This is a genomic window from Bacillus haynesii (genome assembly GCF_001969855.1).
Lineage (GTDB): Bacteria > Bacillota > Bacilli > Bacillales > Bacillaceae > Bacillus > Bacillus haynesii.
In genome coordinates, this window is sequence record NZ_MRBL01000007.1 from 192,556 (window position 1) to 218,448 (window position 25,893).

22 protein-coding genes and 1 tRNA gene are annotated in these 25,893 nt (G+C 43.1%); 16 read left to right on the forward strand and 7 right to left on the reverse strand.

Translation table 11 applies throughout. From position 1 onward, the window contains the following. Positions 1–187 precede the first annotated feature (187 nt). The 6 genes from BTA31_RS07865 (at position 188) to BTA31_RS07890 (ending at position 9,658) form a co-directional block, all read left to right on the forward strand. The gene (locus BTA31_RS07865) at positions 188–3,070 is read left to right on the forward strand and encodes a glycoside hydrolase family 3 protein (RefSeq protein WP_076790577.1); all 2,883 of its coding nucleotides are present in this window, start codon (positions 188–190) and stop codon (positions 3,068–3,070) included. Positions 3,071–3,181: 111 nt separating this feature from the next. Then, complete coding sequence (locus tag BTA31_RS07870; RefSeq protein ID WP_076790579.1) at positions 3,182–5,593, forward strand: beta-glucosidase; 2,412 nt, start codon at positions 3,182–3,184, stop codon at positions 5,591–5,593. Positions 5,594–5,635: 42 nt separating this feature from the next. Further along, positions 5,636–6,256, forward strand: coding sequence for a hypothetical protein (locus BTA31_RS07875; RefSeq protein WP_076790581.1), 621 nt, complete (start codon positions 5,636–5,638; stop codon positions 6,254–6,256). A gap of 23 nt (positions 6,257–6,279) precedes the next feature. Further along, complete coding sequence (locus BTA31_RS07880; RefSeq protein ID WP_076790583.1) at positions 6,280–7,296, forward strand: glycosyltransferase family 2 protein; 1,017 nt, start codon at positions 6,280–6,282, stop codon at positions 7,294–7,296. A 109-nt stretch (positions 7,297–7,405) separates the two neighbouring features. Continuing rightward, a complete protein-coding gene (glf, locus tag BTA31_RS07885) occupies positions 7,406–8,512 on the forward strand; it encodes a UDP-galactopyranose mutase (protein WP_076790585.1) in 1,107 nt (368 codons plus the stop codon). A gap of 159 nt (positions 8,513–8,671) precedes the next feature. Further along, positions 8,672–9,658: an ROK family glucokinase gene (locus tag BTA31_RS07890; protein ID WP_076790587.1), complete on the forward strand. Its 987-nt coding sequence runs from the start codon at positions 8,672–8,674 to the stop codon at positions 9,656–9,658. A gap of 466 nt (positions 9,659–10,124) precedes the next feature. On the opposite strand, the gene BTA31_RS23260 is transcribed toward BTA31_RS07890, so the two are convergent. Both BTA31_RS23260 and BTA31_RS07900 read right to left on the reverse strand, forming a co-directional pair. After that, the gene (locus BTA31_RS23260; protein ID WP_016886607.1) at positions 10,125–10,208 is read right to left on the reverse strand and encodes a putative holin-like toxin; all 84 of its coding nucleotides are present in this window, start codon (positions 10,206–10,208) and stop codon (positions 10,125–10,127) included. Between the two features lie 191 nt (positions 10,209–10,399). Beyond that, positions 10,400–10,472: transfer RNA gene (locus tag BTA31_RS07900), tRNA-Val, on the reverse strand. A 398-nt stretch (positions 10,473–10,870) separates the two neighbouring features. On the opposite strand from BTA31_RS07900, the gene BTA31_RS07905 reads away from it, so the two are divergent. The 5 genes from BTA31_RS07905 (at position 10,871) to BTA31_RS07925 (ending at position 16,165) form a co-directional block, all read left to right on the forward strand. Further along, positions 10,871–11,449, forward strand: coding sequence for a maltose acetyltransferase domain-containing protein (locus BTA31_RS07905; protein WP_076790589.1), 579 nt, complete (start codon positions 10,871–10,873; stop codon positions 11,447–11,449). Positions 11,450–11,514: 65 nt separating this feature from the next. Continuing rightward, positions 11,515–12,366, forward strand: a complete 852-nt coding sequence (locus BTA31_RS07910) for an AraC family transcriptional regulator (RefSeq protein WP_076790591.1) — start codon at positions 11,515–11,517, stop codon at positions 12,364–12,366. 231 nt (positions 12,367–12,597) lie between these two features. Beyond that, positions 12,598–13,443 carry a sugar phosphate isomerase/epimerase family protein gene (locus tag BTA31_RS07915; protein ID WP_239693151.1) on the forward strand — a complete coding sequence of 282 codons (846 nt, stop codon included), beginning with the start codon at positions 12,598–12,600 and terminating at the stop codon, positions 13,441–13,443. A gap of 20 nt (positions 13,444–13,463) precedes the next feature. Beyond that, positions 13,464–14,630 carry a Gfo/Idh/MocA family protein gene (locus tag BTA31_RS07920; protein WP_076790593.1) on the forward strand — a complete coding sequence of 389 codons (1,167 nt, stop codon included), beginning with the start codon at positions 13,464–13,466 and terminating at the stop codon, positions 14,628–14,630. 113 nt (positions 14,631–14,743) lie between these two features. Beyond that, complete coding sequence (locus BTA31_RS07925) at positions 14,744–16,165, forward strand: sugar porter family MFS transporter (RefSeq protein ID WP_275667482.1); 1,422 nt, start codon at positions 14,744–14,746, stop codon at positions 16,163–16,165. A 308-nt stretch (positions 16,166–16,473) separates the two neighbouring features. Here the strand turns inward: BTA31_RS07925 and BTA31_RS07930 are convergent, their stop codons facing one another. The 3 genes from BTA31_RS07930 to BTA31_RS22845 all read right to left on the reverse strand — a co-directional run bounded on the left by BTA31_RS07930 (position 16,474) and on the right by BTA31_RS22845 (position 18,146). After that, complete coding sequence (locus BTA31_RS07930; RefSeq protein WP_239693152.1) at positions 16,474–16,833, reverse strand: hypothetical protein; 360 nt, start codon at positions 16,831–16,833, stop codon at positions 16,474–16,476. A 135-nt stretch (positions 16,834–16,968) separates the two neighbouring features. Then, positions 16,969–17,859 carry a LysR family transcriptional regulator gene (locus BTA31_RS07935; RefSeq protein WP_076790595.1) on the reverse strand — a complete coding sequence of 297 codons (891 nt, stop codon included), beginning with the start codon at positions 17,857–17,859 and terminating at the stop codon, positions 16,969–16,971. A gap of 98 nt (positions 17,860–17,957) precedes the next feature. Further along, the gene (locus BTA31_RS22845) at positions 17,958–18,146 is read right to left on the reverse strand and encodes a hypothetical protein (RefSeq protein ID WP_043925680.1); all 189 of its coding nucleotides are present in this window, start codon (positions 18,144–18,146) and stop codon (positions 17,958–17,960) included. Positions 18,147–18,178: 32 nt separating this feature from the next. Here BTA31_RS22845 and BTA31_RS07945 point away from each other — a divergent pair, with 32 nt between their 5' ends. Together BTA31_RS07945 and cysI are read left to right on the forward strand one after the other, a co-directional pair. Beyond that, positions 18,179–20,008: an assimilatory sulfite reductase (NADPH) flavoprotein subunit gene (locus BTA31_RS07945; RefSeq protein ID WP_076790597.1), complete on the forward strand. Its 1,830-nt coding sequence runs from the start codon at positions 18,179–18,181 to the stop codon at positions 20,006–20,008. A gap of 27 nt (positions 20,009–20,035) precedes the next feature. After that, positions 20,036–21,754, forward strand: a complete 1,719-nt coding sequence (gene cysI / locus BTA31_RS07950; protein WP_076790600.1) for an assimilatory sulfite reductase (NADPH) hemoprotein subunit — start codon at positions 20,036–20,038, stop codon at positions 21,752–21,754. Between the two features lie 55 nt (positions 21,755–21,809). Here the strand turns inward: cysI and BTA31_RS07955 are convergent, their stop codons facing one another. After that, positions 21,810–22,697 carry a LysR family transcriptional regulator gene (locus BTA31_RS07955; RefSeq protein WP_076790603.1) on the reverse strand — a complete coding sequence of 296 codons (888 nt, stop codon included), beginning with the start codon at positions 22,695–22,697 and terminating at the stop codon, positions 21,810–21,812. A 90-nt stretch (positions 22,698–22,787) separates the two neighbouring features. Between BTA31_RS07955 and BTA31_RS07960 the strand changes: the two genes are divergently transcribed. Beyond that, complete coding sequence (locus tag BTA31_RS07960) at positions 22,788–23,660, forward strand: DMT family transporter (RefSeq protein WP_076790605.1); 873 nt, start codon at positions 22,788–22,790, stop codon at positions 23,658–23,660. 48 nt (positions 23,661–23,708) lie between these two features. Continuing rightward, entirely contained in the window at positions 23,709–24,086 is a 378-nt protein-coding gene (locus BTA31_RS07965) for a VOC family protein (RefSeq protein ID WP_023856701.1), read from the forward strand. 44 nt (positions 24,087–24,130) lie between these two features. Here the strand turns inward: BTA31_RS07965 and BTA31_RS07970 are convergent, their stop codons facing one another. Further along, positions 24,131–24,679 (reverse strand): IseA DL-endopeptidase inhibitor family protein, encoded by a 549-nt coding sequence (locus tag BTA31_RS07970; protein ID WP_076790608.1) that lies wholly within the window; start codon positions 24,677–24,679, stop codon positions 24,131–24,133. Positions 24,680–25,129: 450 nt separating this feature from the next. On the opposite strand from BTA31_RS07970, the gene BTA31_RS07975 reads away from it, so the two are divergent. Further along, positions 25,130–25,873, forward strand: coding sequence for a LysM peptidoglycan-binding and 3D domain-containing protein (locus BTA31_RS07975; protein WP_076790611.1), 744 nt, complete (start codon positions 25,130–25,132; stop codon positions 25,871–25,873). Positions 25,874–25,893: the final 20 nt, after the last annotated feature.

Consider the following 25,893-nt stretch of genomic DNA (forward strand, 5'->3'; position numbering starts at 1 on the left):
GTTTATGCCCCGGAACTTTTCGTTGATATGCTTCGTTTGATCTATATGGTAAATTCAAGTAAAGCAATTAATTTAAGCGCGCCCACAATTAAATGCTAAGTATGTAAGCGTATTCAGTTTGAGTAGCTAAATTGACATAGTCCATATAGTCCGCTTACTAAGTTTAATTAAATGATGGAGGAAAAACATGAAAAAAACGAAAAAAATATCAAAGCCCGCAGCCATTATTTTATATATAGTAAGTGCGGTGCTGATTATAGGGGTTATTGCAGGGGATATTTATGCCAAAAATTATTCGCAGATTATCTCAATCTATTTAAGTCATCCGACCAGCAAAATTGTCACTGATGATAAAGATAAGGAAGACAATGAATATTATAAGAGTTCGTTTGCTTCTGCAGACAAACAGAAAGCTCGCGCAGAAGAGGTAGTGCAGAAACTTGTAGAAGAGGGCATTGTGCTGTTGAAGAATGAAAACAATGCATTGCCGCTTAAGTCTAAGGGAAAAATTACTGTTCTTGGTCAGAACTCAGTTGACCTCGTTTATGGAGGCGGCGGTTCCGGTTCTGTTGAAACTGCAAAAGTACCGGATTTGAAGACTGTGCTTGCAAAATCCGGATTCGAAGTCAATAAAACGCTTTGGGATTTCTATCAGACCGGCGCAGGTTCTTCTTATCGAAAGAAAACACCAGACATAGAAGGGAAGGGATCTTTTGAGGTAAATGAAGTTCCGCAGAGTGTGTATACCGATAAGGAAATCAATAGCTTCAAAGATTACAATGACGCTGCACTGGTTGTGATCGGCCGCTCCGGTGGAGAGCACTCTGATCTTGCAACCGACAAGCTTTCTACAGGATATCATTATCTTGAAATCGATAACAATGAAAAAGACATGCTTAAGCTTGCAAAAGAAAACTTTGAAACTGTCGTAGTTCTAATCAATTCATCTAACCCTATACAATTAGGTTTTTTAGATGAATATAACATTGATGCTGCTATTTCAGTCGGTGCTCTGGGACAGACCGGTGCATATGCAATCGGTGAGGTATTGAATGGAAGCGTCAATCCATCGGGAAATTTAGTTGATACCTATGCGTATGATGCATTTAGCTCTCCTGCTATGGCTAATTTCGGGAATTACAAAATAGCTAACAGTCAAGTTGATAAGGGCAATGCATACATGGTTTACGGTGAAGGCATTTATGTCGGATATAAGTATTATGAGACTCGATATGAGGATGTAGTCCTAGGTAACGAAAAAGAAAGCGATTACAATTATTCCGAGCAGGTTCAGTTCCCATTCGGATATGGTCTTTCATATTCGCAATTTAAGTGGTCCGATTACCGAGTGAAAGAAAAAGATGATAAATATGAAGTTTCTTTAAAAGTGATGAATACGGGTTCTGTTTCGGGAAAAGACGTTGTTCAGATTTATATGCAATCCCCTTATACAAAATATGACAAAGATAACGGCATTGAAAAGGCGTCTGTTGAGTTGGTAGGATTTTCAAAAACTTCGGAAATGAAAGCAGGCGAGTCAGAAACCGTTACGATTGAAGTGGATAAAGAAGAAATGAAAACATACGATGCCAACGGCAAAGGGACATACATTGTAGATGCTGGAGATTATTATTTCGCAGCAGGTGAAAACGCACATGATGCCTTGAATAACATACTCGCAGCAAAGGGTAAAACTACTGATGACGGTATGGATTATGATGGTAATCCGGCATTAGTAAAGAATTTTACTGTTGATACGCTTGATTCTACCACTTATGCGGAGTCTGCAGTAACGGGTAATAAAATATCCAATCAGTTTGATGGTGTTGACATCAAACATTATGATTCTTCTTTTGAATATCTTTCCAGAAAGGACTGGAAAGGTACATGGCCTTCAACTTATGAGGATGGTTCCTTAACCGCATCAAAGGAATTGCTTGACGATCTTACCATCTCATACACGGAAGATAAGGATGCTGTCATGCCTGAAACCGGTGTAATTAGTAAAGAATATGGAAAATTAAATGCTGCCATGTTTATAGGGCGTGATTATGACGATAAACTTTGGGATGTCTTGCTGAATCAACTGACTGTTGATGAAATGACTAAACTTGTCAGAATGGGCGGGTATGCCACTGTACCGATTAAATCAATCAATCTTCCCGGAACATCAAATTTGGATGGCCCTGCAGGAATCTCCAATACGCTTGTGGGCGGAAATAAACAGGGGATGGCTTATCCGGCGGAAGTCGTAATGGCCTCGACATGGAATGTGAAACTCATTAAAGAAATGGGAGAATCAGTTGGGGAAGATGGCATTCGAAATGAGGTTGCAGGTTGGTATGCTCCAGGTGTTAACACTCACCGCGCCCCATTTGGTGGAAGAAATTTTGAATACTTCTCTGAAGACGGCTTTCTATCAGGTAAGTTAAGTGCAAGTGAAGTTAAAGGTGTTCAATCAAAAGGCACTTTTGTGTATATGAAACACTTTGCACTGAATGATCAGGAAACGAATCGTCTAGGCGGCGCGGTGTTTGCAAATGAACAGGCGATGCGCGAAATCTATTTAAAACCCTTTGAAACCACTGTCCGTGAAGGAGATGCTCGCGGTGCTATGGCAGCCATGAATAGAATTGGGGCTCGTTGGGCAGGCGGCCATAAAGGCCTTATGACGGAAACTCTTCGAAATGAGTGGGGCTTTAAAGGTACTGTCGTAACCGATCAGGCATCCCTCTCTCACTTCGCCTACCAGGATCTGAGAGAAGGAATTGAAGCTGGAACGAACCTCTGGTTGAACACGGATTCCAAACTGTGGAAGCTGAGTAATGATCAGTTAACTCCTACAGTGGTCAATCATTTAAGAGAATCTGTTCACAATATTCTCTATTCCATTGTCAACAGCAACGCTATGAATGGAATATCTACAAGTTCCAGAATTGTTGAAATTACGCCTTTATGGCAGTACTGGCTGATTGCTGCAAATGTTGTCATTCTACTTGCAGCTCTTGCGATCATTGTATTCGTCACTAGAAAACTCAAAAAGCAGAATAAAGTCAATATTTCAGCCTGAAAACGTTTGAATATAAGTTTCATTAAAAAATAGACTGATGAATTGTACGATCAAAAACAATGTTTCGGCAGTACTTCCTGGTACTGCCGAAACTGCAAAAGAGGAATCGAGATGAAACATAAAGATTTAATTAGAAAGATGACATTAGAAGAAAAAGCATCTTTAATGTCAGGCAAAAATTTTTGGCAAACTCAGAACATCAATCGCCTAGGCATTAATAGTATGTTTCTTGCTGATGGACCGCATGGAATTCGCAAACAGGCAGCAGCTGCCGACCATTTAGGGCTGAATCCCAGTATTCCGGCGACTTGCTTTCCAACAGCTGCAACGATTGCAAATAGCTGGAATGCGGAGCTGGGAGAGAAGATGGGTGAATATCTGGGGGAAGAAGCTGTAGCTCAGAAAGTGAATGTCCTTCTTGGGCCTGGGGTCAACATGAAGAGAAGCCCATTGGCAGGAAGAAACTTTGAGTATTTCAGTGAAGATCCGTATCTGGCCGGGAAACTGGCCGCGGGAATGATTAAAGGTATTCAATCAAAAGGGGTAGCAGCCTGTGTGAAGCATTTTGCGGCAAACAATCAGGAAGAAAGACGTATGGCGATCGATACCATCGTCGATGAAAGGACGCTAAGGGAAATCTATTTGACCGCATTTGAAATCGCTATTAAAGAAGGTAAAGCAAAGACCATGATGTCTTCCTATAATCTGTTAAATGGTGCTTATACGAATGAGAACATCCATTTGATGCGGGATATCCTCCGGGATGAATGGGATTTTCAAGGGGTTGTTGTGACCGATTGGGGCGGAAGCAATGACCGTGTTGCCGGATTACTTGCCGGTAATGAGCTGGAAATGCCATCGACTTCAGGGGAGACCAATGGGGAAATTGTCAAGGCTGTGAAAGCGGGGAAGATTAAAGAAGAAGTTCTAGACGAATGTGTAGACAGATTACTGGAGCTTATTTTTACAACGGAGGCGGTTTTCGAGGCGGAACATAAAGAGATTGATGTGGAAAAGCATCACAGAATGGCGCAAAAGGTTGCAGAAGAGTCGATAGTTCTATTGAAGAACGAGGATCACATATTACCGCTGAAAAAAGGAAAAAGAGTGGCTGTGATCGGAGACTTCGCGAAGGAAGCGCGATACCAAGGCGCCGGCTCCTCAAATATTAATCCTACTAAACTAGACAGAACACTAGATTTTCTGGATCAATCAGGAATTGACAGTATCGGATTCGAACCTGGCTTTGAGCGCTATGGAAAGAAGAATAAGAAAAAAATAAATAAAGCGTGTGACCTCGCAAAAGAGGCGGATGTTGTTCTTTTATATATAGGTCTTGATGAAGTAACAGAAGCCGAAGGACTTGATAGACAAAACATGAAGATTCCAGAGAACCAGATTGAGCTATTACATGCATTATATAAAGTAAACGCAAATATTGTTGCCGTTCTGTCTTGCGGTTCCGTGGTGGAAATGCCATGGATTGATAAAGTAAAAGGCTTGGTCCATGGGTATTTAAGTGGGCAGGCTGGTGCTAGTGCCATATTGCGGGTATTGACTGGTGAGGTCAACCCGTCCGGTAAATTGGCGGAAACCTATCCGATTCGCTATGAGGATACGCCTTCCTTTTATCATTTCCCTGGTAAAGAGATTAGCGTTGAATATCGGGAAGGTCCCTATATCGGCTATCGCTATTATGATACGGCGGGAGTGAAGGTTCTTTTTCCATTTGGATATGGGCTTAGCTATACAACATTTGAATACACGGATATTGAGGTTGGTAACGAAAGTGTGGCGTTTAAAATAACAAATACCGGTAATTTCGCCGGAATGGAGATCGCACAACTGTATGTAGGATGTAAATCCAAGGCGATATTCAGACCGAAAAAGGAATTAAAGGGATTTGCAAAAATATTGTTACAACCCGGAGAAACCAAAACCGTAACCATTCCTTTTGATGATAAAACCTTCCGCTATTTTAATGTGAAGACAAATAAATGGGAAATTGAACAAGCTGATTATGAAATTTTGATCGGTGCATCAAGTGCAGATATCCGTTTAAGAGACACTATTTGTGTGGAAGGTACAGGTGCCCCCATTCCATATGACAATGAGAAACTTCCTTCCTATTATTCAGGTCATGCAAACAATGTCAGTGAAGAAGAATTTGAAAACTTGCTTGGATATAAAGTTCCTGAATCGAAATGGGATCGAACAAAACGACTGGGGTACAACGATACCATTGCACAGTGCCAGTATGCCAGGGGGGCATTTGGGAAATTGGCATTTTACTCGATTAGCTTTACCCACTGGTTTCTACGAAAAATAGGAAAAAGAAGCACTGCAAATCTCATGATGATGTCTATATATCATTTGCCGTTCAGGGGAATTGCCAGAATGTCAGGAGGAATCGTCAATATGCCAATGGTCGATGGTATCTTGATGATGGTGAATGGCCGATTTTTTAAGGGGGCCAGTCATGTGTTAAAGGAAAGAAAAAAGGTGGTAAAGTCCGCTAAATAAATAACCCCAGCAGAAACAGCGGCAAAGGAGATGTAAAATTGAATGGGTAACACCGATACAAAAAATAAAAAATTAGTTGCAGGAACCGCAGGTTTTTGGAATTCTTATAAAGAAAGGCATCCAAATATTGCCCAATTCCTTTTGTTTTTTATGATAAGTAATGGTGTGACTTTACTGCAGCTTGTTTTGATGCCTGTTTTTAAAAGTTTATTTGAACATACGTCATTGGTTTCAATTAGTTTTAAAGTGTTGCAGTTTGGTCATAACTTTGATGGAACGCCTTATTATGTATTTGACTATGCAGCCGGCTCGCTTACCGCAGGCGGCGGGGGCGGGCTTGCCTATTTCCTTGCAGTCCAAATCACAATTGCGATAGCGCAAATTATCAACTTTTTTGTTCAAAGAAATATTACATTTAAATCAAACAGCAACATTTGGAGAGCGGCGTTTTGGTATCTTGTCGCATACATTGTCATCACGATAGGTGCGGCGGCGGCCCAAGGCTTCTATAAAGCGCCGATATATCATATGTTTATGAATACATGGGGCTCAACCGGTGAAACAGCAGCTGATATTATTTCAATGATAATTAACAGCGGAATATCTTTTTTGGTATTCTTCCCGATTTTTAAAATTATTTTTAAACAAGAACCTGAAAAATAGGCAAAGAAAAGGTAGTGAATCTAATGAAATTATTATCAGTAGTTATTCCTTGCTATAATTCACAAGAATATATGAGGTATTGCATCGAGTCTCTATTGCCCGGGGGCGATGACGTAGAGCTACTGATAGTTAATGACGGCTCCTCAGATCAAACAGCAGACATTGCCAATGAATATGCAAAAAAATATCCAACCATCATCAAAGCAATTCATCAGGAAAACGGAGGACATGGAGAAGCCGTAAATACGGGTATCCGAAATGCTTCCGGATACTACTTAAAGGTAGTGGACAGTGATGACTGGGTAGATACTCGGGCATATCTGAAAATACTTGAAAAGATACACGACTTTATAACAAGAGAAAAATCAGTGGATATGATGATTAGCAATTTTGTTTATGAAAAAGAAGGCACAAAATACAAGAAGGTTATGAAATATGAAAATGTCCTGCCGGAAGGAACCATTTTCACTTGGAATGATATAGGGCAATTCCGAAAAGGACAGTATCTTTTAATGCATTCTGTTATTTACAGAACGCAGCTGCTGAAAGAATGCGGTCTTGAACTGCCTAAGCATACATTTTATGTGGACAATTTATTTGTATACAGGCCCCTTGAACATGTACAGAAAATCTACTATATCAACGTTGATTTTTATCGGTATTTTATCGGCAGGGAAGACCAGTCGGTGAATGAGCGTGTCATGATTAAAAGGGTTGACCAACAGATTAAAGTTAACAAGCTTATGATAGAACAAGTGAATCTGGAAAACGTGACAAGTCAAAAGCTTCGCGAGTATATGCTTCACCATCTGGAAATCGTTACGATCGTTTCTGCCATTTTATTAATACGTTCAGGAACAGCAGAGAATCTGAAAAAGAAAAAAGAATTATGGGAGTATATTAAAGAGAAGGATATAAATTTTTATTACCATCTCAAATACGGGATTTTGGGGCGGACCATTAACTTGCCCGGCCGGGTTGGACGAGGGATTTCCGTGTCGGTATACAAAATCTCGCAAAGATTGGTCGGATTTAATTAATTGAAGAATAAAAACAGCTTTCTAAGAAATAAAAATCATAGAAAGCCATTTTTGTCATTTGGCAGGACATAAAAAAATCAATGAAAAAACTCTTAGGAGATCGACTTTTATGAAACCGAAATATGATTTTTTGATTGTAGGCGCGGGTCTGTATGGAGCCGTATTTGCCCACGAAGTAAAAAAAGCCGGAAAATCATGTCTCATTATTGATAAACGCGGCCATATTGCTGGAAATATTTATACGGAGAAAGTGGAAGATATACAGGTGCATAAATACGGGGCCCATATTTTCCATACAAGCAATAAAAAAATCTGGGATTATGTTAACCAGTTTACCAAATTCAACAGATATATAAACAGTCCAATTGCTAATTATCATGGTGAAATTTATAACCTGCCGTTTAACATGAACACGTTTAACAAGATGTGGGGCGTTGTAACACCAGATGAAGCAAAGGAAAAAATCCGACAGCAATGCAAAGACCACTATGTGCAAGATCCGCAAAACTTGGAAGAACAAGCTATTAATCTCGTTGGACCGGATATGTATGAAAAACTCATTCGCGGTTACACCGAAAAGCAGTGGGGACGTCCATGCACAGAGCTTCCTGCCTTTATCATTCGCAGGATACCGGTAAGGTTTACATATGACAATAATTACTTTTACGATACCTATCAGGGAATACCAACAGACGGGTATACGGCTATGGTTGAGCGAATGATAGAAGGAATTGAGGTAAAGCTCCATACGGATTATTTGGAGGATAAAAGCTATTGGAACAGTGTTGCAGAAAAAGTAGTTTATAGCGGACCTATTGATGCTTATTTTGATTATAAATACGGTGTTTTGGGATACAGAAGCTTGCGGTTTGAAACTGAGGTGCTGGATATGCCTGACTACCAAGGAAATGCGGTCGTTAATTATACAGACCGCGAAACTCCTTTCACACGTATCATTGAACATAAGCACTTTGAATTTGGAACACAGCCTAAAACCATTATAAGCAAGGAATATAGTATGAAATGGCAACTAGGAGATGAACCTTATTATCCGATCAATGACCGTAAGAACAATGGATTGTATCAAAAATATAAAGCGTTAACCGAATCTGAAAACAATGTCATCTTCGGCGGCCGTTTAGGTGAATACAAATATTACGATATGGACAAAGTTGTCGGGGTTGCTTTGAGAAAAGCAAGAGAAGTCCTAAAATAATGTTTCCAGACCGCTCTTGGTTTGTTGAAGAAGAAGAAACATGTATTCAGTTCCGCTATTGTCGAAGGTTGAAAAAAACAAAGCCTGTAGCAGATAAACCATAACATCTTAAAACTAATCAAGGAAACGATTGGCTTTGTGAATAAGGAAGGAAAAAAGATGAAAAAATTAATCGGAATTGATTTAGGCGGCACTACCGTAAAATTTGCTATCCTCACGGAAGAGGGGGAGATTCAACAAAAGTGGAGCATGGAAACAGATGTTCAAAATAAAGGGGAGAATATTATTCCCGACATCATTCATTCCATTAATCACCGGTTAAATTTATACCGTTTGTCGGCTGATGATTTTTTAGGTATCGGTATGGGTTCACCTGGAGCCGTCGATATCGAAAAAGGAACTGTTAGTGGAGCATTTAATTTAGGCTGGAAAACGCTGCAGCCAGTTAAAGAAAAGATTGAAGCAGGGACCGGAATTCCTTTCTGCATCGATAATGATGCGAATGTTGCCGCATTAGGAGAGCGTTGGAAGGGGGCGGGTGATGGTTGTGCCAATTTAGTCTTTATTACGCTTGGAACAGGTGTTGGCGGCGGTGTTATTGTTGAAGGCCATTTAGTTCATGGAAAAGGGGCTGCAGGAGAAATAGGCCATATGATTGTGGATCATGATGGTTATCAATGCACATGCGGCAATCGCGGTTGTTTGGAAACCGTAGCTAGTGGAACAGGTGTGGTTCGATTAGCGCGGGATTTATCAGAAGAATTTGCTGGTGAATCAAAATTGAAATGGTTAATTGATGATGGTCAGGAAGTAACGGCTAAGATTGTTTTTGACCAAGCAAAACAAGATGACAAATTAGCACTCATGGCGGTCAATAAATTTTATTTTTACTTAGGATTTGCTTGCGGGAACATCGGGAACTTGTTGAATCCTGATGCAATTGTGATTGGAGGCGGCGTATCCGCTGTAGGAGAAACCCTTCTAAAGGGAATAGAGGAATACTTCCATGCATTTTCCTATCCACATGTTCGAACCAGTACAAAAATTAAACTAGCGCAGTTAGGAAATGATGCAGGAGTCATAGGGGCAGCCTCGTTAATAAAAACTCAGAAGACTAAGAGAACACTAGCGGGCAAAGCTAAATAACAATGAGATGACCCTCATTGTTATTTATTTTATGATTCAGAGCTGCAATTGCTGTTGCTTAAAAGCCCCCAAAAACTTTGACGAGATTTTTGGAAATGTTGAAAAAAGGAGCCTTGCGGGAGAATTAAGATGGGTTTTAAATTTTTTGAAGGGCTTTACTCATGAAACTAGTTTATAGTTGATTTAGTGGGTTGAAATTGGTAATATGAATCTGAACATAGACTATGTATAATCTTCCGTGGCGTGATGCATTTCAAAATGAAAAGACCACAAGTGTTGCACGGATACAGGTCAAATTTATTTTGCGCACCAGATGTATTTCTCCTTTAAGAAATGCATAAAATAAAAAAGACCCGACTGCGCCAACAGTCGAGTCGCGTGTACAAAGCGGCCCAACAAGGGCTCGGCTCATACGTCATTTTAAAATAGACTTTCCCTTTGAACTTTACCAGGGCTCAAGGGAAGTCTATTTTTCTTTTTTCGACAACACGGCAATTAACATGCCAAAAGCAATCATTAACGAGATTGTTTCGTATGTTGTCATAAGCATCACCCCCTTTCATAGGGGATGAGCCAACTTCCCTTGAGTGAGCCTAACTTTGTACAAAGAATATTTTACCATAACTCTTTCAAACCCTGAGGCTGTTTTTTGATGTTGAGGCGGGATAGAGGAGAATTGAATAAAACGAAACACAAAAACGGCAGGAACTCCATTGGAAATCCTGCCGTTTCGATTTGGTATGATTCCGACTGGGCTCGAACCAGCGACCTCTACCCTGTCAAGGTAGCGCTCTCCCAGCTGAGCTACGGAATCATGATATGTAACACTGGGTATTTGTTTTGCTGACAAGTTCTATTATATGCAGATTAGATGGGTTCGTCAACTGTTTTTTTGATTTTTTTGAGAGAACTGAGAAAGAGGCTTGCTGGCTCCGTCACGTTATGAAAAAATTGGATTATATAGACATCAAACGGGAGCGGGGATTGAATGGATCTGATATTTAAAAGCATTGATAGTATTTTAATTGTAGTTTTAGCCGTTTTTTTTATTTGGAAATTCGTTTATGAAATCAAACATGAGAAGCGGAGCGCTGTGATGTTGCTTTTGTAGCTCATCAATATTTATTTTATCGTAAAAGTATGCGGTTTAGTCTTGCAATTGCTGTAGAGCAGAAAGCGAATATAAGTTACCTTGTCAAGGAGATCAAACCAATGAAAACAGAAAAGCAAAAAATGCTGGACGGAGAGCTTTATCATGCTTCTGATCCGGTGCTGTGCCATGACAGACTCAAGGCGCGCAAAATCACGAATGAATTCAACCGTTCGAACGAAGTTGACGACAATAAAAGGACCAAGCTGATCAAAGAGCTGTTTGGTTCAACAGGGGAAACGATCCACATCGAACCGGCGTTTCGCTGTGATTACGGCTTTAACATACATGTCGGGGAAAATTTCTTCGCCAATTTTGACTGTGTTTTCCTCGATGTATGCGAAATCCGGATAGGCGATCATTGTATGCTCGGACCGGGTGTCCATATTTATACGGCGTCCCATCCGCTCGATCCGTCCGAAAGGATAAGCGGTGCGGAGTACGGAATACCTGTCATCATCGGCCGGAACGTTTGGATTGGCGGCAGTGCGGTCATCAATCCCGGCGTCAAGGTCGGCGACAATGCAGTGATAGCTTCCGGAGCCGTCGTGACAAAAGATGTCCCGGACAATGCCATCGTCGGCGGCAATCCGGCGAAAATAATTAAATACGTTGACGGCAAAAACACCAATTCTATGTGATTGGTGTTTTTTTGAATGGTAAAATAAGTTGCACAACGAACATGATGTTTTAAGGGGGATAAATCATGACGCAATATTTTGTAAATAAAGATTTTAATCCCAGTTTTGAAAACGGTTTAATTCCTAAGCTTCTGTACATATGTAATGTTGATGATGCTCATACAAGACTGCCTCGGGCGATGCACATGCATGAAGATGTTATGGAAATCATTTTTGTGAAAGAGGGAAGCGGCAGCCAACTCATTGGCGAGAGGGTTTATAAAATTGCCAAAGGCGATATTTTAATTTACAACAACGGTGTTCTTCATGATGAATATGCAAACCCTGAGGGGAATTTAAGTGTATTTTGCTGCGGCATCACAAATTTGAAGCTGTCCGGATTGCCGGAAAACCATTTGATTTCAAGCGAACATTCTTGTGTAATTCCAAGCGGGGAATTGGCTTCAAGCATTCAATCGTTACTGGACATGATGTATACGCAAATTTCGGAAGAAAGAACGGGTGCAGAGGAAATCTGCAGCTATCTTCTTAGCTCGCTGATTACGCTCATTTTACAAATTCCAAAGGAGCGTGCAGCATTCCAGAAGTCAGAAGAATCAAAAATATCAAATCAAATTAAGACATATATTGATAATCATTATCTTGAAAACATCACTTTACAGTCGCTTTCGCAAACATTTCATATCAGTTCTTATTACTTGGTTCATGTATTTAAAAAATCTACAGGATTTTCGCCGATTCAATATATTATCCGGCGCCGGATCGGTGAGGCGCAATCGCTTTTGATCAATACGGATGAGAGCGTGACAATGATTGCCGGAATGGTTGGCTACGATAATACAAGTTATTTCACGACTCTTTTTACTAAGATTGTTGGAATCCCTCCAAAAAAATACCGCCACCTTTGGACGAAATAAAAAGATACAGACGTTCCGAGTGAACAATCACAAGATAGTGAAAGTTTTAAATGAATATTAAGAAAAAGATGATTAAATTGAACAATATTATGAAAGCGCTTCAATTTTCGAAAAATTATAATAAATATATACATTTTGGAGGTGTTTCAACTGAGTATAAAAATATCTGGTGCACCGTGCTGCTGGGGTGTGGATGACCCCGAAAACCCTTTTCTCCCGGTGTGGGAGCACGTGTTGTATGAGGCTTCACAAGCCGGCTATCACGGCATCGAATTGGGACCGTACGGATATATCCCTGTGGATATCGCGCGGGTTCAGGAAGAGCTGGCGAAACACGATTTAACGATCATAGCGGGAACAATTTTTGACGACCTTGTATCACCGGGTAATCTCGACAATCTGCTAAAACAGGCGGACGATATCTGCTCTTTAATTACGCAGCTGCCTAAACCTCTGAAGCTAAGCGGCAAATTTAACCCGCCATTTTTGGTCATCATTGACTGGGGACATGACGAAAGGGATTATTGCGCCGGGCATCCAGATCACGCGAAAAGGTTATCTCGCCATGAGTGGAACAATATGGTGAGTCACATTCGGTCACTTGCAGACCGGGCGTGGAATCAATACGGCGTCCGGCCAGTAATTCACCCGCACACCGGCGGTTATCTCGAATTTGAAGACGAGATTATCAAATTAATGGAAGACATACCTTACGAAACAGCAGGGCTTTGCCTGGATACCGGCCATTTATATTATTCAAAAATGGATCCCGTCAAGTGGCTTAAGGAATGCTCGAAGAGCTTGGATTACATTCATTTTAAAGATATCGATTCAGACATCTATCAGCAGGTGATGGGCGAACGGACCCGCTTTTTTGACGCCTGTGCCAAAGGTGTCATGTGTCCAATCGGACAGGGTATCATTGATTACGATTCAATCTGCGCTTTGCTTAAAGACATCGACTATCAAGGGTATATCACGATTGAACAGGAACGGGACCCCAGACTCTCTCAGACGAGTTTGCGGGACGTCAAGCAGAGCCTTGATTATTTAAAAAGCGTTGGATTTCAACTTTAGATAAGGAGGGGGTTTGAGAAGTGATCAATGGCGAAAAAAATATTGAAAAACCGATACGATGGTCAATGGTAGGGGGAGGTCGCAGCAGCCAAATCGGCTACATTCATCGATCTGCCGCCCTGCGGGACAATAATTTCGAATTGGTTGCGGGCGCTTTTGATATCGATCCAGAGCGAGGAAAAGACTTTGGAGTTAAGCTGCATGTTGCACCGGAAAGGTGTTATCCCGACTATATAACAATGTTTAAAGAGGAAGGAAAACGGGAAGACGGTATTCAAGCTGTATCAATCGCAACGCCGAACGGTACTCATTACAAAATCACAAAAGCAGCTTTACAAGCCGGACTGCACGTCATTTGTGAAAAGCCTTTATGCTTTACAACTGAAGAGGCTCTTGAGCTGGAAAAACTTGCGAAATCAGAGAATCTGGTGATCGGGATTACATACGGCTATGCTGGGCATCAGATGATTGAGCAAGCCCGCCAAATGATAGAACGAGGAGAGTTGGGAGAAATCCGCATTGTTAATATGCAGTTTGCACATGGATTCCACTCAGATGCTGTAGAATCCCAAAATGCGAGTACAAACTGGAGGGTTGACCCTAAAGTTGCCGGCCCCAGCTATGTGTTGGGGGATTTGGGCACACATCCGTTGTATCTATCCGAAGTCATGCTGCCGCATCTGAAAATTAAAAGGCTAATGTGCGCCCGCCAAAGTTTTGTAAAGAGCAGGGCGCCGCTGGAGGATAATGCATTTACAATGATGGAGTATGACAACGGTGCATTTGGGACTTTATGGTCTTCATGTATAAATGCAGGTTCCATGCACGGTCAAAAGATCCGCGTCATCGGTTCAAAAGCCAGTATTGAATGGTGGGATGAACACCCGAATCAGCTGAAGTTCGAAGTTCAAGGCAAGCCCGCTATGATTTTGGACAGGGGAATGGATTATCTGTATCCGCAAGCACTTGCAGATGACCGGATTGGAGGAGGCCATCCGGAAGGTCTGTTTGAAGCATGGTCAAATTTATACACACGCTTTGCAAAAGCCATGGCTGCAGCTGGCAGCGGAGGAACGTTAGAAGGTGTATGGTACCCGGGAATCAAGGCGGGAGTAGAAGGCGTCCGCTGGGTTGAGAACTGTGTGAGATCAGCCGATCAAGGTGCAGTTTGGATCGACTATCATTAAATGTATTTTTTTGGTTGTCGGAATGCTGGCACAACAAAATAATGGGATAAATGAAATCGTTATCAATTATATGGATGTAAAAATGCATTTGCCAGGGAGGAACATACGTGAACATTCAAAATACAAAGAAGCCGGGAAATCATAAGGCTTATTTACAAATTATCATGATTTCCGCGACTTTTGGTGGGCTTCTCTTTGGATATGACACTGGTGTGATAAACGGAGCTTTGCCTTTTATGTCAAGAACAGACCAGCTGAATTTGACCCCGGTTACAGAAGGCCTGGTGACAAGTATGCTTTTGTTCGGGGCGGCAATCGGCGCATTACTGGGAGGCAAATTGGCTGACCGTTATGGACGCCGTAAGATGATTTTAAATCTATCATTTTTATTCTTAGTGTCATCACTCGGCACCGCGTTTGCTCCCAATGTCGTGACAATGGTTGTTTTTCGGTTTTTGCTGGGTCTGGCGGTCGGCGGTGCGTCGTCTATGGTGCCGGCTTTTTTGGCAGAAATGGCCCCGCATGAGAAAAGGGGGCGAATGGTGACACAGAATGAGTTGATGATTGTCGGCGGTCAATTATTAGCCTATGTTTTTAATGCGATTTTAGGAGTGGCCATGGCGGATACGGGACATGTCTGGCGTTATATGCTGATCATTTGCGCAGTTCCGGCTCTCATTTTATTTTTAAGCATGCTGATTGTTCCGGAGAGCCCCCGGTGGCTGACTTCGAAAGGGAAAAAAGATGAGGCCCTGCGCGTTCTGAAACGAATACGTGATGAAAAGCGGGCGGAAGCCGAATTTATAGAGATTGAAGCGGCTGCCGAAAAAGATTCAGAGCTTGAAAAGGCATCGATTAAAGACTTTTCCGCACCTTGGCTGCGGCGGATTTTGCTGATCGGAATCGGCGTTGCTGTCGTCAATCAGATTACAGGTGTCAACTCTATTATGTATTATGGAACTCAAATACTTCAGAAATCAGGGTTTGGCACAAAAGCGGCGCTAGTTGCCAATATTGCAAACGGCCTCATCTCCGTGATTGCCGTTATTGTCGGCATTTGGCTCGTTGGCAAGGTAAACCGCCGGCCGATGCTGATGATAGGTTTGGCGGGCACAACAACATCTCTGCTGCTGATTGCGATTTTTTCAATGGCGTTTGACGGTTCTGCGGCTCTCCCGTATATCGTTCTTTCTTTGACCGTCATATTTCTCGCCTTTATGCAAGGGTGTGTCGGTCCTGTCACTTGGCTTGTGATTGCGGAAATCTTTCCGCAAAGGCTGAGAGGCCTCGGCTCCGGTATCAGCGTGTTCTTCTTGTGGATGGCGAACTTCATCATCGGCTTTGCTTTTCCGATCCTGCTGAGCTCCGCCGGCTTAGCTAATACATTTTTTGTTTTCGTTGCGATGGGGTTATGCGGAATCGGTTTTGTGTATAAATATATGCCGGAAACCAATGGTCGCACTCTGGAGGAATTGGAAGAGTTTTTCCGTGTGCAGCAAGAAAGCAAAACTGAAGAACCGATGATCGGGATATAGACAATTAATTTTTAAAAAAAGCCGCCTTTAACCGCGGCTTTTTTTAAATAGAAACACGGTGCTACAGAGGATGGAAGAGATTGAACGTTTGATGTGCAGCCATGTATCTATCTGCAGCTGTACATAGTCCAATAAGAAATTCTCGTCATCATCGTGTAAGCCGCTGGGACCCTTCAAGTAAAAGGTCAGGGGGAAATGTTTGTGTGAATAAAGCTGAGGAAGAGAGGGCAACGTGTTCGGCGGAGAAGAGTGGCTTATCGGAGGTTGTGATAAATCCGCGGAAGCAGTTTCCTTCCGCGGATGAGGTGCTATCGGGTGACCGTAATATTGTTGATGACAAGCTGTCCCAATGAATTAAGATACGAAAATGTCGCTTTGCCTGGGCTGACGGCTTTTACGTACACGCGGTCTGAGGTGATTCTGACGGTGATGGCGCTGCCGCTGTAGGAGACGTTCGAAATGCCGACGTATTGATCTTCCTGTCCGACTTTCATCGGCCTGTTAATGACGATCGCCTGAGGGGAGATGGTTCCTTGTACAAATGCGTGAGAAGAGAGATTTTCAGTTTTAGAGAGTTCCTGGGCTTGTACATGCATGGGACTTCCTGAAACAGCAAGCATTCCCGCCAGTAATGATGAAGCAACTAAACTTTTACCTAACCACTTCATAACCATCATCTCTTTTCCTATGTGATGGTTCCAGGATATGGGATCATCGACCGCTAGTCAATCGCTTCCAATGATGATTCACACATTGGACAAACGAAAGCAAACATTTCGTGAAGCGGCAGGAAGAACGGATCATCATTTTGAAGCCGTTCTTTTCTTCAAAGCGTTAATGAAGGTTTTCACATTTTTCTTGTCCTGCATGACGGGTGAATAGATATAGGAAAGCGTCCTGTTAAAGGTTTGATTTTTCAGCCGGATCACGGAGAGATTTCCGTGCTGTACGTCTCTTTCAATGACGCTTTCAGACAGGAGAGACAGTCCGATGCCCGTCATGAGCGTTTCTTTAATCCCCTGGTTGCTGCTGATCGTCAGAAATGACTTCACTTTCAAACCGTTTGAACGGATAACATGGTTTAAGTATTCGCGTGTGCCTGAACCGACTTCGCGCGTTACCCACGTTTGATTTTGCAGATCGGCCATTGTCACGTCCTGTTTGGTTGCAAGCGGGTGATCGCTTGAAGCAGTGATAAACAATTCGTCCTGCATAAAGGCATGTACAGAAAGCTCTTTTTCATTTGTCTGTCCTTCGATCAAGCCGATGTCCACTTTATACAGGCGGACGGATTGCACGATTTCTTCCGTATTTCCAATGACGGCCTTGAGTTCGAGCTCAGGATATTCTTTTTGAAGGTCGAACAACAGCGATGGCAAAATATATTCGCCGATTGTGAAGCTTGCGCCGATTTTCAGCTCGCCTTTGATCGAGTTGTGGTGATCGAGAATGTCCTGCCGCGTTTGTTCATAGATGGTGATCATTTGTTTGGCGCGATCGTATAAAATTTCACCGGTCGGTGTGATTTTTAAATATTTCGGAGAGCGTTCAAATAATTTCGTCTGGAATTCTTTTTCAAGATTTTTAATGTGCATGCTCACGCTCGGCTGCGACATAAGAAGAAGCTCGGCCGTTTTCGTAAAATTTTTAATTTCTGCAAGGGTAACGAATGTCTTCAGCGCATCATAATGCACACGAATCTCTCCTTTATTAAAAATCTTAATAGCTGTAATAATTAATATATATTTTACTAATGTTGAGTATTCCAGTAAACTTTAAATTAGAATCTTTTTTAGGAATGTTTGGTTTGAAGCAGGCTGACGCCGAGCGGCAAAGGGGACGTGATGAGTGAGCGCTTACAATATTTCTTAGCAGCAAAAGCCGTGATCGACAGATGTTTTGCGTCAATAAAACCGATTTGATTTATAGGAATAGTGGATATATGATGAATGTAATCCTTTTCCGTTTCAAAACAAGTCATGATTTTTTTATTCCTTAGTGAGGTGGATATCGTTGCAACTTCAGGTAATGAACAGTCCTTTTAATCAGGAGCAGGCAGAGCTCCTCAACCGCCTTCTGCCAACTTTGACGGCATCACAAAAAGCCTGGCTGAGCGGTTATCTGGCTGCTGTGCAAACCGCCGATGCCGCGGCGGCGCTTGAAACATTGCCGGCGGAAGCTCCGGCTGCAAGCACGGCTCAGTCTGTTTCCAAAGAAGTGACCATTTTATTCGGATCGCAGACAGGAAATGCACAGGGACTTGCCGAAAACGCGGCTAAGAAGCTTACAGAACGGGGATTTCAAGTCACCGTCTCTGCAATGAGCGATTTTAAGCCGAACCAATTGAAGAAACTGAAAAACCTTCTCATCGTCGTCAGCACGCACGGTGAAGGGGATCCGCCGGACAACGCGCTGTCATTCCATGAATTTCTCCATGGCAGACGGGCTCCGAAGCTCGATGATCTTCGTTATTCTGTGCTGGCTCTTGGCGACACGTCGTATGAGTTTTTCTGCCAGACCGGAAAAGAGTTCGATCAGCGGCTTGGTGAGCTTGGGGGCACAAGGCTCCATCCGCGCGTCGATTGCGATCTCGATTATGATGAGCCGGCTGCAACATGGCTTGACGGTGTCATCTCAAGCTTAAACGAAGGACAGGAACAGGGCGCAAGCTCAGCACCTGCTCAAACGGCAGCTCCGCAAGCCGCAGGAGGAGAAACGGTATATTCGAGAAAAAATCCGTTCAGAGCGGAAGTGCTGGAAAATTTGAATTTAAACGGCCGCGGATCAAATAAAGAAACGCGCCACCTTGAATTATCGCTTGAAGGCTCAGGCTTGACTTATGAACCTGGTGACGCGCTCGGCATCTTTCCGGAAAATGACCCGGAACTCGTCGATATGCTGCTGGCCGAGTTGAAATGGGATCCGAATGTTACCATCACTGTTGATCAAGGGGAAAACCTTTCACTGAAAGAAGCGTTGACTTCCTACTTTGAAATTACGGTGCTGACAAAGAAATTCATTCAGCAGGCGGCAGAGCTCATTGAAAATGAAAAGCTGCGCGAGCTTGCCGCTCCGGAAAATGCGGATCAATTAAAAGCGTATATCGCCGGCCGCGACCTGATTGATTTTGTTCGGGATTTCGGCCCGATCGCAGCAGCTCCGCAGGAATTTGTTTCGATTCTTCGAAAAATGCCGCCGCGTCTTTATTCGATCGCATCGAGCTTCGCTGCAAATCCGGATGAAGTGCATTTGACGATCGGTGCTGTCCGCTACAATGCGCACGGCAGAGACCGAAAAGGGGTCTGCTCGGTTTTATGTGCCGAACGCCTTCAGTCTGGCGACACGCTGCCTGTTTTCATTCAGCCGAATAAAAACTTTAAGCTGCCGGAGAATCCGGAGGCTCCGATTATCATGGTCGGTCCCGGCACAGGCGTTGCGCCGTTTAGGTCATTTATGCAGGAGCGCGAAGAAACCGGAGCGCCTGGGAAATCGTGGATGTTCTTCGGCGATCAGCATTTCGTCACCGATTTCTTATATCAGACAGAATGGCAAAAGTGGCTGAGTGACGGCGTGCTGACAAAAATGGATGTCGCGTTCTCGCGGGATACGGAAGAAAAAGTATATGTACAGCACCGCATGCTGGAGCACAGCAAAGAACTGTTTGAGTGGCTTGAAGAGGGAGCGGCTTTCTACGTTTGCGGCGACAAGAACAACATGGCCAAAGATGTTCAGAACGCATTGCTTGAAATTATCGAAAAAGAAGGCGGCAAAAGCCGTGAGGAAGCTGAAGCCTACCTGGCAGAAATGAAAAAGCAAAAACGTTATCAGCGCGATGTATACTGATTTTGATTGAAAGGGGACTTTTTCAACATGGGGAACGAAATTTTAAAAGCGCCTGAAGGCCCGCCGAGCGATGTAGAACGCATTAAGAAAGAAAGTAACTATTTGCGCGGCACCCTGAAGGAATCGATGCTCGAGCCGCTTTCAGCCGGAATTTCCGATGACGACAACCGTCTGATGAAGCATCACGGCAGCTATTTACAGGATGACCGTGATCTCCGCAATGAGCGTCAAAAGCAGAAGCTTGAGCCGGCGTATCAGTTCATGCTGCGCGTCCGGATGCCGGGCGGTGTCGCAACGCCTGAGCAGTGGCTTGTCATGGATGAGCTTGCCCGGAAATATGGAAACGGCACATTGAAGCTGACAACCCGGGAAACCTTCCAGATGCACGGCATTTTAAAATGGAACATGAAAAAAACGATACAGTCAATCCATTCAGCCATGCTGGATACAATTGCAGCATGCGGCGATGTTAACCGGAACGTCATGTGCGTATCCAATCCGTATCAATCAGAAATCCATACAGAAGTGTATGAATGGTCGAAAAAGCTGAGTGATGACCTCCTGCCGCGCACACGGGCATATCATGAAATTTGGCTTGATGAAGAAAAAGTGGCCGGCACGCCTGATGCGGAAGAAATCGAACCGATGTACGGACCTCTGTATCTGCCGCGGAAATTCAAAATCGGCATCGCCGTTCCGCCGTCAAATGATATTGATGTATTTTCCCAGGATCTTGGCTTTATCGCGATTGTGGAGGATGACAAGCTCATCGGCTTCAACGTCGCGATCGGCGGCGGCATGGGCATGACCCACGGGGACAAAGCAACGTATCCGCAGCTTGCCAAAGTCATTGGCTTCTGCAAGCCTGACCAGTTATACGATGTCGCCGAAAAAACGATTACGATCCAGCGTGACTACGGAAACCGCTCAGTTCGCAAAAATGCCCGCTTCAAGTACACGATTGACCGCCTCGGCTTGGAAACGGTCAAAAACGAACTGGAAAACCGCCTCGGCTGGAGCCTCGCTGAAGCAAAGCCGTATCGTTTCGAGCATAACGGCGACCGCTACGGCTGGGTCAAGGGTGTAAAAGGAAGATGGCACTTTACAATGTTTGTTGAGGGCGGCCGTGTCACTGATTATGATGATTACAAGCTGATGACCGGCTTAAGGGAAATCGCCAAAGTTCATACCGGCGATATCCGCCTCACAGCCAACCAAAACTTGATCATTGCCAATGTCACAAGTCAAAAGAAGAAAAAGATCAGCGAACTGATCGAACAGTTTGGTTTGACTGACGGCAAGCATTATACAGCGCTCCGCCGCAACTCGATCGCATGCGTCGCACTGCCGACGTGCGGATTGGCGATGGCCGAAGCGGAACGGTATTTGCCGAAGCTGATTGACAAAATTGATGAAATCATTGAAGAAAACGGCTTGAAGAATGAAGAGATTACGATCCGCATGACAGGATGCCCGAACGGCTGCGCCCGCCATGCGCTCGGCGAAATCGGCTTCATCGGAAAAGCTCCGGGCAAGTACAACATGTACCTCGGCGCCGCTTTTGACGGCAGCCGTCTGAGCAAAATGTACCGGGAAAACATCGGTGAAGAAGAAATATTAAAAGAACTTCGCGACATTCTTCCGCGCTATGCGAAAGAACGCAATGAAGGAGAACGGTTCGGAGATTTCGTCATCCGCGCCGGAATTGTTAAAGAAACGACGGACGGAACAAATTTTCATGACTGATGATCTTTTGAAAAAACGCCTCAGCCCTTTGATTGGTGCTGAGGCGTTTTTCTGTTTACGAAAATGACCGGACCGTTTCCGACTCGATGATCATTTTCATAAACTCGGCAGCCGCAGGTGTCGCTTCTTCAAATGAGGGTGTAATCAGGCCGACCTCGCGGATAATTTGAGGAGAGATGTCTTTCTTGATCAACTGATGGGACACGGAGGAAAGCGAAAAGTTTGAAATCAAGCCGATCCCCAAGTTGTTATTGACCATATTGACCAATGTTTCCGCGTTTTGCACAGTCAGATTTTCTTTTAATTCGAGGCGATGTTTTTGAAAGATTTGAGATACGGCAATTTCGTGCCCGCCTTTACAAAAAATCAATTCATTTTGATGTTTTTTCAGATCGATGAATGGTGCGTCTTTTAAGTGATGATATTGCTCAGGAATGACGGCCGCCATCCGGTCTTGAAACAATACTTGACTTTCGAACCCGTCAAAGGGAGAGGCGACGATGCCTAAATCAACCAGGCGTGTTTCGACCCATTGCTTGATTTGGTCGGAGGTTCCTTCGACCAGCTCGATTTGTACGAGCGGATACTTTGACTTGAAGGAGGCGATAGCCTGCGGCAAAATACTCGCTGAGACGGCAGGAAACGAGCCAACATTGATTTTCCCCCTGAGCAGATGATTTTCTTGAACGGCTACCTGGTATATTTTGTTTTCAATCACGATCATCTGTCTGGCCAGAACGACAATTTCCTTCCCCGCGTCCGTAAGCTTTATCTTGTTTTGTTTATCCCGAATCAACAATTTGACCCCGAGCGACGTTTCCATGCTTTTTATAGCTTTGCTCACGGCCGGCTGTGAAATATACAGTTCGTTGGCGGCTTCTGTCATATTTAGTGTCTCCGCGACTTTCACAAAGATGTGAAGGCTGTTCATATTCATAACCAATTGGTTATACCCCCGATGATAAAAATGTATTTCAGTTATATGACAATATAGCATATGCTGAACATGAAACAAAGAAGAAAGGTGACGGTTATGTTTAAAGTACTTTTTGGAATCATCTCAGTAACGCTTATTTGGGGATATACCTGGGTGACGATGAAAATCGCAATCACTGACATTCCCCCTGTTTTATTTTCGGCCCTGCGGCTGTTTATTGGAGCAGTTCCTTTGTTTGCGATTCTCTTGATCAAAGGAAGGAAACGTTCAATAGGAAAGGAGAATATCAGGCATTATCTGGTGATGAGTTTATTGATGGGTTTAGGTTATATGGGGGTATTAACTTACGGCATGCAGTTTGTCGATTCGGGAAAAACGTCTGTTTTGGTGTACACCATGCCCATTTTTGTTACTGTTATCAGTCATTTTAAATTAAACGAGAAAATCAATGTGTATAAAATGCTCGGTTTATTTTCTGGTTTGCTCGGTCTTTTGTTTATATTAGGGGGCGGGATTCTGCATGTTGATCAAAACGTCATATTTGGAGAACTTTGTGTTTTAATCGCAGCGCTCAGCTGGGGCATCGCCAATGTTTACAGCAAACTGAAATTTAAAAATACAGATATGATTCATATGAATGCATGGCAGCTTCTCTTAGGGGCGGTGATGTTATTAATCTTTTCTTTTATACTGGAACCATCCCGGCCGATTCACTGGTCAAATGAAGCGATCCTGTCTCTTTTGTTTAACGGTTTATTCTCTACGGCTTTGACGTTCGTCATTTGGTTTTGGATACTGAATCAAATCGAAGCGTCAAAAGCATCGATGGCTTTAATGTTTGTTCCCGTATTAGGCCTTTTATTCGGCTGGCTGCAGCTGCATGAACCGGTCACATTCAGCATCCTGATCGGCGCATTCATGATCTGCATCGGGATTTTTATGAATACTTATCAATTTAAAAAGGTGTAAAAAAAGGCAGAGGGTCTATATGGTATGATGAAATGGGAGGGAGATTTTATGAAAATCGAACACATCGCTATATGGACGAACAATTTAGAGGAAATGAAAGATTTTTATACCCGGTTTTTTCACGGAAAGGCGAATGAAAAATACGTCAATCCGAAAAAGCATTTCGAATCCTATTTCATTCAGTTTGAATCGGGAACACGGCTTGAGCTGATGAGACGTCCCGACCTTGCAAAAGGAGAGGAAAACGCTTCCGGCTATGCACATATGGCGTTTTCCTTAGGGTCGCGGCAAGAGGTTGACGAGATGACGAGCCGCTTTGAAAAGGAAGGATATCAAGTTGCCGGAAAGCCGCGCGTCACGGGAGACGGGTATTATGAAAGCGTCATTCTGGATCCTGACGGCAACATCGTTGAGCTGACCGTTTGACGGGAAAAAGCTAATGTCCGTTTTTAGACATTAGCTTTTTTCGTTTAGATGGCAGCATCGAGCTGATTGATTTTCCATTTGTTGTCTTCTTTCACAAACGTGATCTTTCTTTTCGCAGTCACCGATCCATCCAATGCTGGTACGGAGAATTCATAGGTGCGGGTATTGTTTTTTTGTGAAATCAGTTTGATTTTTGCCTTGTCCCATCCTAAGAGGTTGTCCCCATCGCCGACAGGAACGGCCATTTTTCCTTTATAAGACATAATGTTGTATTTTTCAAATCCTTTTTTAATGGCGTCTTTTGTGAAAACCGGTGTCAAGTAGTCTGTTAATTTTGCTTTTGTGCTGAATTCACTGCACATATACGTATATGGAAGACCGCGGTATTCAAATGTTTTGGATTGGCAAGTTGAGTTTTTCGCTTTTGGATTGTGGCCGCTCATCGTATTCCAAAAGTGCTCCCGTGCCTGCAAGGTCATTTGCATGACTTGCTTATTTGTTAAATTCCCTGATGTTTGATTTTTCACTGCGAGAGATGCTCCGGCAGGTAAGATGAGTAAAACAGCTAATAAACAAACGATTAACTTTTTCATGTTCCTCTCTCCTTAAATATATCTCTTATGTTACAAATGTTACAATAATTACAGATAGATTACAAGAGATTTGCGAGAAAAATTTTCCTCCGCTGTTTTCTAATATATGACGACGTAAAAGCGACTGGGGTTATGTGTTCAGGAAAATAATTTACGTCTATTGATTCGTTTTCCCGAATTTCTCTTCTCATAAACATAAAACCTTCATGTTGAAAAAACATCTTATACTGAAAAAGAATTCCAGCTTGAACCTGCGTCAAGAGCAGGAAAGAGGACGACTGAAAAATCAATGAATCATGTTGTTAAAAATCAGAATTTTACATAAAATCAAACTTTATCAGTAAAAAAACTGTAACGAAATTCGCATCAATCTGTCATAGCGGTGACATTTTACTGTGTTACGATTTTCCCTGTTAGTTTCAAAAGGGCTAACAAGGGAGGATTTAACTTATGAAGAAGACAATCATGTCCTTGGCTGCAGCCGCAGCTATGTCGGCGACTGCATTCGGAGCGACTGCCTCAGCAAAAGAAATCGAAGTTCAAAAAGGAGACACGCTCTGGGGGATTTCTCAAAACTACGGAATGAACCTCAAGGACTTAAAAAAATGGAATCAGCTTTCATCAGATCTGATTTTACCGGGTCAAAAGCTGAACATTTCTTCTCAAGAAGAAAAATCTGAAGAAAAGCAGTACACCGTTCAGCTAGGGGACACGCTCTCAAAAATCGCAAAAGAGTTCGGTGTGACTGTAAGCGATCTTCAAAAACGGAACAATCTGAAGTCAGACTTGATTATTGCAGGGCAAACGATTGCAATAAACGGAGAAGCGGCAGCTGCAACAGCTGTAACAGCGCCTGTGAAACAAGAGTCCGCTCCAAAACAAAATGATCAGCCTGTCAACGTACAAAAGGAAATCACAGTGACAGCAACTGCGTATACGGCGAATGACGGGGGCATTTCAGGCATCACCAAAACGGGAGTCGACCTGAATGCGAACCGCAATGCGAAAGTGATCGCGGTTGATCCAAGCGTGATTCCGCTCGGTACGAAAGTATATGTGGAAGGCTATGGCGAAGCGACGGCTGAAGACACCGGCGGCGCCATTAAAGGCCATAAAATAGACGTATTTATTCCAGATAAAAAAGACGCTTTCAATTGGGGCGTCAAAACTGTAAAGGTCAAAATTTTAAACTAATATCAAAAAATGCAGGAGGC

What these genes read in the sequence shown, in the direction of transcription:
- BTA31_RS07865 (WP_076790577.1), top strand. Translation starts at nt 188, where the DNA reads ATGAAAAAAACGAAAAAAATATCAAAGCCCGCAGCCATTATTTTATAT.
- BTA31_RS07870 (WP_076790579.1), top strand. Translation starts at nt 3,182, where the DNA reads ATGAAACATAAAGATTTAATTAGAAAGATGACATTAGAAGAAAAAGCA.
- BTA31_RS07875 (WP_076790581.1), top strand. Translation starts at nt 5,636, where the DNA reads ATGGGTAACACCGATACAAAAAATAAAAAATTAGTTGCAGGAACCGCA.
- BTA31_RS07880 (WP_076790583.1), top strand. Translation starts at nt 6,280, where the DNA reads ATGAAATTATTATCAGTAGTTATTCCTTGCTATAATTCACAAGAATAT.
- glf (WP_076790585.1), top strand. Translation starts at nt 7,406, where the DNA reads ATGAAACCGAAATATGATTTTTTGATTGTAGGCGCGGGTCTGTATGGA.
- BTA31_RS07890 (WP_076790587.1), top strand. Translation starts at nt 8,672, where the DNA reads ATGAAAAAATTAATCGGAATTGATTTAGGCGGCACTACCGTAAAATTT.
- BTA31_RS23260 (WP_016886607.1), bottom strand. Translation starts at nt 10,208, where the DNA reads ATGCTTATGACAACATACGAAACAATCTCGTTAATGATTGCTTTTGGC.
- BTA31_RS07905 (WP_076790589.1), top strand. Translation starts at nt 10,871, where the DNA reads ATGAAAACAGAAAAGCAAAAAATGCTGGACGGAGAGCTTTATCATGCT.
- BTA31_RS07910 (WP_076790591.1), top strand. Translation starts at nt 11,515, where the DNA reads ATGACGCAATATTTTGTAAATAAAGATTTTAATCCCAGTTTTGAAAAC.
- BTA31_RS07930 (WP_239693152.1), bottom strand. Translation starts at nt 16,833, where the DNA reads ATGAAGTGGTTAGGTAAAAGTTTAGTTGCTTCATCATTACTGGCGGGA.
- BTA31_RS22845 (WP_043925680.1), bottom strand. Translation starts at nt 18,146, where the DNA reads ATGACTTGTTTTGAAACGGAAAAGGATTACATTCATCATATATCCACT.
- cysI (WP_076790600.1), top strand. Translation starts at nt 20,036, where the DNA reads ATGGGGAACGAAATTTTAAAAGCGCCTGAAGGCCCGCCGAGCGATGTA.
- BTA31_RS07960 (WP_076790605.1), top strand. Translation starts at nt 22,788, where the DNA reads ATGTTTAAAGTACTTTTTGGAATCATCTCAGTAACGCTTATTTGGGGA.
- BTA31_RS07965 (WP_023856701.1), top strand. Translation starts at nt 23,709, where the DNA reads ATGAAAATCGAACACATCGCTATATGGACGAACAATTTAGAGGAAATG.
- BTA31_RS07970 (WP_076790608.1), bottom strand. Translation starts at nt 24,679, where the DNA reads ATGAAAAAGTTAATCGTTTGTTTATTAGCTGTTTTACTCATCTTACCT.
- BTA31_RS07975 (WP_076790611.1), top strand. Translation starts at nt 25,130, where the DNA reads ATGAAGAAGACAATCATGTCCTTGGCTGCAGCCGCAGCTATGTCGGCG.